The sequence below is a fragment of the Micromonospora sp. CNZ303 genome, from assembly GCF_004345505.1.
The window spans coordinates 232,702-246,108 of sequence record NZ_SLVT01000005.1; the positions used below are offsets into that span (position 1 = coordinate 232,702).

Sequence of the window (13,407 nt, forward strand, 5' to 3'; positions counted from 1 at the left end):
AGCGCGTGGGTGGTGGGAAGCTGGATCGTCAGAGCTGGGTGTCGATGTACTGGAAGATCTCCTCGTCCGAGGCGGCATCCAGCTGCGCCTTCGACGCCTCCGCGCTGGTCCCCAGGCCGAGCCGGAGCAGGGCCGCCTGCAACGTCGCCACCACCCGGTCCCGCTCCCCGGTGTCGTCGTCGGCGAGTTGCGCGGTGATCCGGTCGAGGGTCTCGGTCAGCACGTCGTTGACCGCCGGCGCCGCCGGCGCGAGCTCGCCGAGCAGGTAGTCGGCCAGCGCGTCGACGGTGGGGTGGTCGAAGACCAACGCCGCCGGCAACTGCATGCCCAGCTCCGAGTTGAGCCGGTTGCGCAGTTCGACTGCGGTCAGCGAGTCGAAGCCCATCTCGCTGAAGGTCCGGTCCATCTCCACCGCGCCGGCCGAGCCGTGGGCCAGCACCCGGGCGACGTGCGAGCGCAGCGCCGCCACGATCTCCGCCCGGGCCTCGTCGGTCGGCAGGGCGGCGAGCCGGGCGACCGGGCCGAAGGCGCTCGCCGCGCTGCCGCCCTGCGGTCGCAGGGCGGGCTGGACCAGGCCGCGCAGCACCACCGGGATGTCGTCGCCGCTCTCGGCCCGCGAGCGCAGCGCCGCCAGGTCCCAGCGGGAGGCCACCACCAGCGGGTCACCGGTCGTGGCTTCGCGCAGCGCCGTGTCGAACAGGTCCAGGCCCTGCTCGGCCGAGATGGCCGCCACGCCGGCCCGGGACAGCCGGGCCTCGTCGGCCGCGGTCAGCTCCGCGGCCATCCCGGTCGACATCGACCACATGCCCCAGGAGATGGAGAGCGCCGGCAGCCCGGACGCCCGCCGGTGGGCGGCGAGCGCGTCGAGGAAGCTGTTCGCCGCCGCGTAGTTGCCCTGCCCCGCGTTACCGAGCACCCCGGCGATCGAGGAGAACAGCACGAAGGCCCGCAGGGGCAGGTCGGCGGTCAGCTCGTGCAGCAGCCAGGCGGCCTGGGCCTTGGGCCGGAAGACCGACTCCAGCCGCTGTGGCGTGAGCCCCTCCAGCAGCGCGTCGTCGAGCACCCCGGCGGCGTGCACCACGGCGGTCAGCGGCCGGTCGGCCGGCACCGAGGCCAGCATTTCGGCCAGCGCCGGGGCGTCCGCGACGTCGCAGGCGACGACCCGGACCGAGGCGCCGAGGCCTTCCAGCTGGGCGACGAGTTCGGCCGCGCCGCTGGCCGCCGGACCGCGCCGGGAGGTCAGCAGCAGATGTTGTACGCCGAAGCGCTGCACCAGCCGGGTCGCGACCAGTGCGCCGAGACCGCCGGTACCGCCGGTGACCAGCACCGTCCCGTCCGCCAGGTCCAGCTCGTCCACCGGGGCGGGCGAGCGACGGCTGACCCGCGGCACCAGGATCTTCTCCGCCTCGACCAGGCACTGCGACTCGCCCTTGCCGATCGCGGCGGCCAGCCGGCCCCACGGCGCCTCACGGGCGTCGGCCCTCAGGTCGGCCAGCACGAAGCGGCCGGGGTGCTCGACCTGCGCGGCGCGGACCAGTCCCCACAACGCGCCGGTGCGCACCGACCGCGGGTCGGCCAGGAAGACCAGCCGGGATCCGGCCAGCCGTTCGTCGGCGACCCACTGCTGCATGGCCTCCAGCGCCCGCCCCGTCAGCTCGCGGGCGGCGGTCGGCACGTCCGGCTCGGTGCCGGCGCCGGAGAAGACCGCGAAGTCGCACCGCTCGCCGCCGGCCACCGCGGCGGCCAGCGCGGCCACCGTCTGGTGACCGGGCAGCCCGGCCACCGGTTCGCCGAGGTACCGCCAGGTCGGCGCCTCGTCGGCGTCGGCAACCGGCAGGTCCACCCAGCCCAGGCCGAAGAACCCGGCCGGCCCGGTGGCCCGGCCCATCGCGGTGACCATCGAGGCGATGGAGACCGGCCGGACCCGCAGCTCCTCGATGGCGAGTACCAGCCGGCCGTCCGCGTCGGCGGCCTCGACCGCGAGCTTGTCCGCGCCGTCGGAGCTGAGCCGGACCCGCAGCGCCGAGGCGCCGTGGCCGGCCAGCCGGACCCCGCGGAAGACGAACGGCAACCGCAGCTCGTCCGAACCACCCTCGAAGATGTACGGGTGGAACGCCGTGTCCAGCAGGACCGGGTGCAGTCCGAAGCCCTCGGTCTCGGCGGCCTGCGGCAGGGCGACGTCGACGTAGAGCGCGTCGTCGGCCCGCCAGGCGGCCTGCACGCCGCGGAACGCGTCACCGTACTCGTAGCCGAGTTCGGCCAGCCGGTCGTACGCGCCGTCGAAGGCGATCGGGACGGCACCCGCCGGCGGCCACGAGGTCGCCCAGCCGCACCGGCCGTCGGTGCCGCCGCCGTGCGGGGCGAGGACGCCGCTGGCGTGTCGTACCCAGGTGTCGTCGCCGTCGGCACGGGCGTATACGCCCACCGTGCCGTCGCCACCGTCGACCACCACCTGTAGCGAGAGTCCGCCGTCGGCAGGCAGCACCAGCGGCGCCTCGAAGGTCAGCTCCACCACCTCGGCCAGTCCGGCCTGGGCACCGACCTGGCCGACCACGTCGAGCAGGGCGGCGCCGGGCACGACCACCCCGCCACCGACCGCGTGGTCGGCGAGCCAGGGCAGCTCGGTCAGTGACACCCGGCCGGTGACCACCACCCGGGTACCGTCGGCGACATCGACCGCGGCGCGCAGCAGCGGGTGGTTGACCGGGCGCAGCCCGGCCGAGGCGACGTCCGCGCTGGAGCGCCGGTGGATCAGCCAGTAGCGCTCCCGCTCGAAGGCGTAGGTCGGCAGGTCGACGGCGCGACCGCCGGCCGCCAGGGCCGTCCAGTCGACGGGCACGCCGACCACGAACGCCTCGGCGAGGCAACCCAGGAGCGCCTCCAGCTCCTCCTGCTTGCGGCGGTAGGTGGCGGTCACGACCGCCCGCTGGTCGGTGAGGCAGTTGCCGGCCATCCCGGAGAGCACCGGCAACGGACCGACCTCCAGGTAGACGTCGGTGCCGGCGGCCTCCAGCAGCTCGATCATCGGTGCGAAGCCGACGGTCTGACGGATCTGGTCCACCCAGTAGTCGGGGTCGGTCCAGGACCGCTCCGGCCCGAGGTTGGTCTCGTAGGGCAGCTGGGCCGCGCCGAAACTGGTCGCTTTCAGCTCGCGGGCGAACTCGTCGAGCATCGGCTCCATCAGCGGCGAGTGGAACGCGTGGCTGACCGGCAGCCGTCCGGTGCGCTTGCCAAGCGCGCGCCAGTGCGCCTGCACCGCGAGGCAGGACTGCTCGTCGCCGGAGACCACCACGTCACCCGGGCTGTTGATCGCGGCGATCCCGACCAGGTGCTCCATCCCCGCCAGCGAGGCGCGTACCTCGGCCGCCGGTGCCGCCACCGCGACCATCGCGCCGTCGGCGGGCAGGTTCTGCATCAGCCGGGCCCGGGTGGCGACCAGGCGGGCGGCGTCGGCCAGCGTCCAGATGCCGGCCACGTGCGCGGCGGCGATCTCGCCGACGGAGTGCCCGGCCAGCCTGGTCGGGCGTACCCCGAGCGAGGTGAGCAGCCGGAAGGCGGCCACCTCGTAGACGAAGAGCGCCGGCTGGGTGTAGAGGGTCTGGTTCAGCGCCGCCGCGCCGGCCGTGTTCGGCTCGGCCCACATCACCTCGCGCAGCGGCCGCTCCAGGTACGGGTCAAGCGCCGCGCAGGCCTCGTCGAAGGCCGCCGCGAAGACCGGGAACGCCCGGTACAGGTCCCGGCCCATGCCGGGGCGCTGGCCACCCTGCCCGGTGAAGAGGAAGGTGGTCGACACCTGGCCCCGGGCGACGCCGGCCGGGACCACCGCGCCGGGCCGGCCGTCGACGTACCCGGCCAGCCGCTCGACGAGTTCGGCCCGGTCCCGGCCGACGACCACCGCCCGGTGGTCGAAACGGGCTCGGGTGTCGGCCAGCGAGAAGGCGATGTCGGCGGGCCGTACGGCGGGGTCGGCGAGCACCCGGTCGTGCAGTCGCCGGGCCTGCCGGCGCAGCGCGGTCGGGGTGCGGGCGGAGATCACCCAGGCGTGCGGGCCCGGGTGCCCGGCTGCCGGTGCGGGCGCCTGGTCCTCCGTGGGCTCCTCCAGGATCACGTGCGCGTTGGTCCCGCTGATGCCGAACGAGGACATCCCGGCCCGGCGCGGCTGCTCGTCCAGGCGGGCCCAGGGCCGCGCCTCGGTGAGCAGTTCCACCGCGCCGGAGCTCCAGTCGACGTGGTGCGTCGGCGCGGTGACGTTCACCGTCCGGGGCATCGTGCCGTGCCGCATCGCCATGATCAGTTTGATCAGGCCACCGACGCCGGCCGCGGCCTGGCTGTGCCCGATGTTGGACTTCAACGAGCCCAGCCACAGCGGCCGGTCGGCCGGGCGGTTCTGCCCGTAGGTGGCGAGGATGGCGGTCGCCTCGATCGGGTCACCCAGCGGCGTGCCGGTGCCGTGCGCCTCGACCAGGTCGATCGCGGCCGGCTCCAGCCGCGCGTCGGCCAGCGCCCGCCGGATGACCCGCTCCTGGGCGCGCCCGCTGGGGGCGGTCATCCCGTTGCTCGTACCGTCCTGGTTCACCGCGATGCCGCGGATGACGCTCAGGATCCGGCGACCGTTGCGCCGCGCGTCGCGGAGCCGCTCGAGCAGCAGCACGCCCGCGCCCTCGGCCCACACCGCACCGTCGGCGTCGTCGGAGAACGCCTTGCACCGGCCGTCGGTGGCCAGGGCCCGCTGGCGGGAGAACTCGACGAACGGGTCGGGTACCGCCATCACGGTGACCCCACCGGCGAGCGCCATCGGGCAGTCTCCGGACCGCAGTGCCTGCACGGCCAGGTCCAGTGCGACCAGCGAGGACGAGCAGGCGGTGTCCAGGGTGACCGCAGGGCCCTCCAGCCCGAACGTGTAGGCCACCCGGCCGGAGAGCACGCTCGGCACGCTGGAGACCATCAGGGTGCCCTCGACGCTCGTCGGCATGTCACCGAGGAACTGGGTCGAGTAGTGGTCGTACATCATCCCCGACCAGATGCCCACCCGGTCGCCGCGCACCGTGGCAGGGTCGATGCCGGCCCGCTCGAACGCCTCCCAGGTGATCTCCAGGAAGAGCCGGTGGTGCGGATCGGTCGCCAGGGCCTGCCGGGGGCTCATGTTGAAGAACGGCGCGTCGAAGCCGGCCGGGTCGTCGATGAAGCCACCCCGGCGGGTGTACGAGGTGCCGTACGCGTCCGGGTCCGGGTTGTAGAGCTTCTCCAGGTCCCAGCCACGGTCGGTCGGGAACTCGCCGGTGGCGTCCACCTCGCCAGCGACGACGTCCCAGAGCTGCTCCGGGGTCGTGACGGCGCCGGGGTAGCGACAGGCCATGCCGATGACCGCGATGGGCTCGTGGTGCCGTTCGTCGGCCACGGCCAGCTGCTGCTTCGCATCGGCCAGATCAGCGGTGACCCGCCTGAGATAGTCACGGAGCTTGTCTTCGATCGCCATGGCTGTCCCTCCCCTTCTTCGTGTGTCCGGTGTGGTTTCAGAGCTGGCTGTCGATGAAATTGAAGAGATCCTCGTCAGAGGCCGTGCCCAGGCGGGCCGACGTCAGTACCGGCGCCAGGGCCGGGGTGTCCGGTTCCTGCTCGCGCCCGCCGTCGAACCGGTGCAGCGCGGCCCGCAGCACGGCCGTCACCCGGTCCTGTTCGTCCGGGTCGGCGTCGGCCAGGCGGGCGGTGACCCGGTCCAGCGCCTCGCGCAGCAGCTCGTCGGCGGCTGGCGGGGCGGGCATCAGCTCGCGCAGGATCCAGTCGGCCACGTCCTCGGTGGTCGGCTCGTTGAAGACCAGCGTCGCGGGCAGCGGCAGACCGGTGTCGGCCGCGAGCCGGTCGCGCAGGTCCATGGAGGACAGTGAGTCCAGTCCGAGTTCGGTGAACGGCCGGTCGGCCTCGACGGTGTCCTGCGGGCCGTAGGCCAGCACCAGCGCCACGGTCCGCCCGACCAGGTCCAGCACCAGTTGGCGGCCCTCGGTGTGGTCCAGCCCGGCCAGCTGGTCGGCCAGCCTGGCGGCGGCCGCCGGGCCGGTGGCGCCGGGCACGACACCGGCGGCATCCGCCAGCACGGTGCCGGCCGGGCTGGCGGGCGCCGCCCGACGGCCGGCACCCAGTAGTTGCCGCAGGATCGCCGGTGACTCGCCACCTGCGGTCAGCCGGGCCCGCAGGCCGGCCGGCTCCCAGCGGGCGGCGACCACCAGCGGGTCGCCCTGCCCGGCGTCGCGCAGCGCGGCGTCGAACAGCTCCAGTCCCTGCCGCTGGCTCAGGCCGGCCAGACCCGCGCGGGCGAGCCGGGCCTCGTCGGCAGCCGAGAGACCCTCCGTCATCTGCGTCCGGACCCCCCACAGGCCCCAGGCGATCGAGGTACCCGGCAGGCCGAGGTCGCGCCGGTGACCGGCCAGGGCGTCGAGGAAGGCGTTGGCCGCGGCGTAGTTCGCCTGTCCGGCGTTGCCCAGCAGGCCGGCCACCGAGGAGAAGAGCACGAACATCCGTACCGGCAGCTCGGCGGTCAGCTCGTGCAGCAGCCAGCCGGCGTCGAGTTTCGGGCGGAGCACCCGGTCCAGCGCGGACGCATCGAGCCGGTCCACCGTGGCGTCACCGAGCACTCCGGCCGCGTGCACCACGCCGACCAGCGGCCGCCGCGGCGGGATCGTGGCCAGCAGCCCGGTCAACGCCGCCCGGTCGGCCACGTCACAGGCCGCCACCCGGACCGACGCACCGAGCCCGGTCAGCCGCCGTACCAGCTCGGCGACGCCGTTGGCGCTCTCTCCCCGACGGGAGGTCAGCAGCAGGTCGCGCACGCCGTGGCGCTCGACCAGTCGGGCTGCGGCGAGCGCGCCCAGGCCGCTGGTGCCCCCGGTGACCAGGACCGTGCCCGAGCCGAGGTCCACCAGCGGGCCGGGCCGGGACTCCCGGCGGGCGAGCCGGGGCACCAGCAGCGCGCCGTCAACCACGGCGAACTGCGGTTCACCGGCGTCCAACGCGGCGGCCAGCCGCTGCCACCGGCCGGCGGAGCCGCCACCGCCGGGCAGGTCGGCCAGCACGAACCGGCCGGGGTGCTCGACCTGCGCGGTCCGTACCAGCCCCCACACCGCGGCCGTGCCCACCGACCGGTGCCCGGCCAGGATGAGCAGCCGGGCGCCGGTGAACCGGGCCTCGCCCAGCCACTGGCGCAGCAGCCCGAGGACGCGGTGCAGGTGGGTCCGGGCCCGGCCCGCCGGATCGAGGTCGTCCTCGTCGGCGTCGGCGGGCAGCGGCACCAGCACGACCGGCGGCACCGTACCGGCGTCCGGCCCGGCCAGCGCGGCGAGGTCGTGGTGCCGGGAGACGGTCACCCCGGCGGCGTCCAGCTCGGCGCGGATCGTGTCGGCCGCTCCGGTGTCGCCGAGCACCGCCCAGCTCCGGCCGGCGAGCTGCGCCTGCGGCGTACCGGCGGGGACCCAGCGCAGGTCGTGCAGGCCCGGCCCGAAGGCGCCCGGTGCGGTCAGCTCGGTGCCCGGCGGCACACTGCGCATGCTGAGCGCGGCCACCGCACCGATCCGCTGGCCGGTGCCGTCGTGGAGGGTCAGCGCGACGGCGCCGTCCGCGCCGGGGCTCAGCCGGACCCGCAGCCGGTCGGCGCCGGCCCCGGTGACCCGCACGTCGGAGAAGACGAACGGCAGCCGGAGTTCGCCGTCGCCGGCCCCGGTGTCGAGCACCAGCGGGTGCAGGGCGGCGTCCAGCAGCGCCGGGTGGATGCGGTAGTCACGCGCGCCGCCGACATCGGGCAACCGCACCTCGGCGTACCGGTCGGCGCCGCACCGCCAGGCGGCGACCAGTCCCCGGAACGCCGGGCCGTACTGGTAACCGGCCGCGGCCAGGTCGGCGTACGCGGTGGCCAGATCGATCGGCTCGGCACCGGCCGGCGGCCAGACGGTGAGCGGTTCGGACGGCGGGTCGGCGGGGGCGGGGGCCACCGACCCGCTGGCGTGCCGGGTCCACTCGGCCTCGGCCTCACCGACCGGCCGGGAGTGGATGCTGAGCGTACGGCGACCGTCCGCCTCGGCCTCGCCGAGGCAGATCTGCAGCTCCACGGCTGCCGCCTCGGCCAGCACCAGCGGGGCGTGCAGGGTCAGCTCGGCGAGCCGGTCGGCGCCGACCGCGGCGGCGGCGGCGAGCCCGAACTCCACGAAGGCGGTACCGGGCAGCAGCACCCGCCCGGCGATCATGTGGTCGACCAGCCAGGGCGTGTCGGTGTCGGACAGCCGCCCACGGAGCAGCAGCCCGCCGCTCTCGGCCACCGGCACCGCCGAGCGGAGCAGCGGGTGCCGGACCGTCCCGGTGGCCGGCTGGGCCGCGTCGGAGAGCCAGTAGCGCCGGCGCTCGAAGGGGTAGCTCGGCAGCTCGGGACGGTGCGTCGGAAGACCGAGCAGCCGCGCCCAGCCGACCGGCTCGCCATCGACCCAGGCCCGGGCGGCGGCGCTGAGGGCGTCGGAACCGGCCCCGTCGACGCCCGGCTCGGCCTCGGCTGGCTGGCCGTCCGCCGCGACCGGCCCGGGACGGTTCGTGGCGACGCCGGTCAGCACCGCCGGGTTCGGCGTACCGGCGGCGAGATCGGCCAGTGCGGCGCACAGTCCGGGCCGGTCGGCGCCGAACACGACCGCCCGGTGTGGAAAGGCGACGCGGCCGGCCAGTACGGCGGCGGCGGCACCGAGATCCGCGTCCGGGGCGTCCGTGGCGTACCCGCGCAGCAGCTCGGCCAGCGCGCGCAGCGAGTCACCGGTCCGCGCGGAGAGCACCCAGGGCAGCGGGTCGCCGGCCGCCGGGCCGGCCTCGTCCGGGTGCTCGGCCGGCTCGACCGACTCCAGGATGAGATGCGCGTTGGTACCGCTGATGCCGAAGCTCGACACCGAGGCGCGCCGCGGCCGCCCCGTCGCCGGCCAGGATCGCTGCTCGGTCAGCAGCCTGACCCCGGCGGAGTCCCAGTCGACCTTGGTGGTCGGCTCCTCGCAGTGCAGCGAGCGGGGCAGTACGCCGTACCGCATCGCCTGCACCATCTTGATCACTCCGGCCACCCCGGCGGCGGCCTGGGTGTGCCCGATGTTCGACTTCACCGAGCCGAGCCAGACCGGCGGCTGCCCGGTCCGGTTCTCGCCGTACGTCGCCTGGATCGCGTGCGCCTCGATCGGGTCGCCCAGCACGGTGCCGGTGCCGTGCGCCTCGACGACGTCCACGTCCTGGGCGCCGAGTCGGGCGTCGGCCAGTGCCAGCCGGATGACCTGTTCCTGGGCCAGGCCGTTCGGCGCGGTCAGCCCGTTGCTGGCGCCGTCCTGGTTGACCGCGCCACCGCGCAGCACCGCGAGCACCGGGTGCCCGTTGCGGCGCGCGTCGTCGAGCCGTTCCAGCAGCAGCACCCCGGCGCCCTCGGCGAAGGCGGTCCCGTCAGCCGAGGCGGCGAACGCCTTGGCCCGGCCGTCCACGGCCAGCCCGTTCTGCCGACTGAACTCCACCAGGTTGCCCGGGTTGGCCATCAGGGTCACCCCGCCGGCCAGGGCGAGCGGGCAGTCGCCGCGACGCAACGCCTCGAGCGCGAGCTGGATGGCGACCAGTGACGAGGAGCAGGCGGTGTCGACGGTGACCGCCGGGCCCTGGAAACCGTAGGTGTAGGCGATCCGGCCGGAAGCCACGCTCAGCGCGGTCCCGGTGAGCAGGTGCCCGTCGGCGGCCCCGGTCTGCAGGTGCAGCCGGGGACCGTAGTCGGTGGCCATCGCGCCGACGTACACGCCGGTCGACGAGCCGGCGAGGTCGGCCGGGTCGATGCCGGCCCGCTCGAACGCCTCCCAGGCCACCTCGAGCAGCAGCCGCTGCTGGGGGTCCATGGCCAGCGCTTCGCGGGGGCTGACACCGAAGAACGCCGCGTCGAAGAGGTCCGCGTCGTGCAGGAAGCCGCCGTACCGGGTGGCGCAGGTGCCGGGCCGCTCCGGACCGGCGCCGTAGAGGGTGTCCAGGTCCCAGCCCCGGTTGGTGGGCAGCGCGGAGATCGCGTCGGTGCCGGTCGAGATCAGCCGCCACAGCTCTTCGGGTGAGTTGACCCCACCGGGGTAGCGGCAGCCCATGGCCACGACGGCGATCGGTTCGCTGTCCCGTCCGGCGCGGGCGCCGGCGTCGACCCGAGCTCCGCCGGTGCCCGCCGAGGGCTGGCCCAGCGCGGCGTGCAGGTGTTCGGCGAGCCGGTTCGGGGTGGGGTGGTCGAAGACGACGGTGGTGTGCAGGCGCAGCCCGGTCGCGGCGCGCAGCCGGTGCCGCAGCTCGACCGTGCTCACCGAGTCGAAGCCCAGCTCCTTGAAGGTGCGTACCGGGTCGAGTTCGGCGGCGTCACGATGCCCGAGGACGGTCGCCGCCGCCGCCAGTACCAGGTCACGCAGTTCCCGCCGGGACGCCGCAGGTGGTGCTGTCCCGGCCGGCGCGGCGGTCTGCGGCACCGCCGTGGCGGCGGCCTCCCCAATCGGGCGCGCGGCGTCGCCGAGCCAGTACCGCTCCCGCTGGAACGGGTACGTCGGCAGGTCGACCGGCCGGGCGTCGGGCCGGACGCAGTACGGGTCCCAGTCGACATCGGCCCCACCGACGTACGCCTGGGCCAGCGCGTGCCGCAGTCGGGCCTGGCCGCCGTCGTCGCGGCGCAGGGTGCCCACGGCCAGTGCGTCGGACTCCAGTTCCTCGGCGGTCTCCTCGATGCTGGCGGTGAGCACCGGATGCGGGCTGCACTCGATGAACAGCGCGCCGCCGAGGCGCAGCGCGGTCCTGGTCGCCTGGTCGAACCGGACCGGCTGGCGCAGGCTGCGGAACCAGTAGTCGGCGTCGAGCTCGGCGGTGTCGATCGGCTCGCCGGTCACGGTGGAGACGAACGGGACGGTGGTGGAGCGCGGCCGGATCGGGGCCAACGCCTCGACGATCTCGTCGCGCAGACCGTCGACCGCGGGCGAGTGCGAGGCGTAGTCCACCGGCACGTCCTTGGTCCGGTGCCCGTCCGCCTCGATCGCCTCGCGCAGCCGCCCGATCTGTCGCAGGTCGCCGGAGACGACCGCCGAGCGCGGCCCGTTCACCGCCGCCAGGCTCACCCCGGCAGTGGCCCGCAGCCGCTCGACGAGCAGGTCGACCGGGGCGCCGATCCAGGCCATTCCGCCGCCGCCGGAGACCGCGGCGATGGCCCGGCTGCGCAGCGCGACCACCCGCGCCCCGTCGGCCAGCGACAGCGCGCCGACCACGGTCGCGGCCGCGATCTCGCCCTGCGAGTGGCCGACGACCAGGTCCGGCTCGACCCCGTGCGAGCGCCAGAGCTCGGCCAGCGAGACCAGCACCGCCCAGAGCGCGGGCTGCACCACGTCGACCCGGTCCAGACTCGGCGCGCCGGGCACCTCGCGCAGCACGTCGAGCAGCGGGTAGTCGACGTACGGCGCGAGCGCCTGCGCGCAGGCGGTGAGCCGGTCGGCGAAGACCGGCGAGTGGGCGAGCAGTTCGCGGGCCATCGCCGGCCACTGCGAGCCCTGGCCGGGGAAGACGAACACCCGCCGGCCGGTGGCCACCCGGCCGGCGACGACGGTGTCGGCAGGGCGGCCGGTGGCGAGCGCGTCGAGGCCGGCGAGCAGCTCGTGCCGGTCGGCGCCGAGCACGACCGCCCGGTGCTCGAACCGCTCCCGGGTGCGGGCCAGCGAGTACGCGACGTCGGCCGGCTCGACCGACGGGTCGGCGGTGACGTGGCCGGACAACGCGGCGGCCTGGGCGCGCAGCGCCGGTGCGGTACGGGCCGACAGCAACCACGGCGCGTCGGCGTTCGGGGCGCGGTCCCGGTGCACCGCGCGGCGGGGCGGCGCCTCGGCCAGCAGCAGGTGGCAGTTGGTGCCGCCCATTCCGAAGGAGCTGACCCCGGCGACCAGCGGCCGGTCGGCGGCGGGCCAGTCGCGTTCGGCGCAGACCACCCGCAGGTTGAGCTCGTCGAGCTTGATCAGCGGATGCGGGGCCTCGAAGTTGAGGCCGGGCACCAGCCGTCGGTGGCTGATGGCGAGGATGGTCTTGAGCAGGCCGGCGATGCCGGCGGCGCCTTCCAGGTGACCGATGTTGGTCTTGACCGAGCCGACCAGCAGCGGTCGGTCGGCCGGCCGGTCGGCGGCGAGCGCGGCGGACAGGGCCGCTGCCTCGATCGGGTCGCCGACCGGGGTGCCGGTGCCGTGCAGCTCCACGTACTGCACGTCGGCCGGGGCCACCCCGGCCCGGTGGCAGGCCAACCGGATCACCTCGGTCTGGGCGACCGGGTTCGGGACGGTCAGCCCGGCACCGCCGCCGTCGTTGTTGACCGCGCCGCCGAGGATCACGCAGTGCACCGGGTCGCCGTCGGCGAGCGCCGCGGAGAGCGCCTTGAGCACGACCAGCCCACCACCCTCGCCGCGGACGTAGCCGTTCGCGCGGTGGTCGAAGGTGTAGCAACGGCCGTCCGGGGAGAGCGCGCCGAACCGGCCGATCACCGCGCTGGTCTCCGGCAGCAGGTTGAGGTTCACCCCGCCGGCGATCGCCACCGTCGCGCCGCCGCGGCGCAGCTCGTCGCAGGCCAGCTGCACGGCGAGCAGCGACGACGACTGACCGGCGTCGACGGTCAGGCTCGGCCCGCGCAGTCCGAACAGGTAGGACAGCCGGTTCGCGATGAGGCCACGCTGCGTGCCGGTGAGGGTGTGCGGGCCGAGGGTACGGGCACCGAGCCGGTCGTGCAGGTTCGCGTAGTCCGCCGCGATGGCACCGACGAAGACTCCGACGGCGGCGTCGCGCAGCACGCTCGGCGCGATCCGGGCGTGCTCCAGCGCCTCCCAGCACAGTTCGAGCATCAGGCGCTGCTGTGGGTCCATCGCCGTCGCCTCGTGCGGCGAGATGCCGAAGAAGCCGGCGTCGAACCGGTCGACCTCGTCGAGGAAGCCACCGCGGCGGAACTCGGACTGCTCGGCCCAGCGGTGCGCCGGAGCGTCGACGACGGCGTCCCCGCCGGCACGCAGCAGCTGCCAGAACTGGTCGGCGTCCGCGGCGCGAGGCAGCCGGCAGGACATACCGATGACGGCCACCGGCTCCATGGCCGCAGATCCGCTGACCGAGGAAGACATCCGCTCACCCACCCGTCGCAGTGCATTCGTGAACAGCCACCGCCCCGGTTCGTTTCCGATTTACGGCCGAAGGAACGCCGCACCGATCCGGTCATACCGAGGAGATGTTTCGCGCCGGCCGTTCTCCGACCTGGAAGACGCGCTTGAATCGTCTGCTCCGCCGACGTGGACGTCAAGGCTGGTACAGCCCTATTCCGAGTGGCAATTAAGCGACGGTAACAAGCTGCCAGAGTGCCGCTGTTGACCTGACCAAATGCCTTAT

At 74.9% G+C, this 13,407-nt stretch carries 2 protein-coding genes; both read right to left on the reverse strand.

Annotation, left to right across the window (positions count from 1 at the left end):
• Positions 1-28: 28 nt before the first annotated feature.
• Entirely contained in the window at positions 29-5,476 is a 5,448-nt protein-coding gene (locus EV374_RS11295; protein ID WP_132234335.1) for a type I polyketide synthase, read from the reverse strand.
• A 37-nt stretch (positions 5,477-5,513) separates the two neighbouring features.
• The gene (locus EV374_RS11300; protein WP_132234338.1) at positions 5,514-13,145 is read right to left on the reverse strand and encodes a type I polyketide synthase; all 7,632 of its coding nucleotides are present in this window, start codon (positions 13,143-13,145) and stop codon (positions 5,514-5,516) included.
• Between the last annotated feature and the right edge of the window lie 262 nt (positions 13,146-13,407).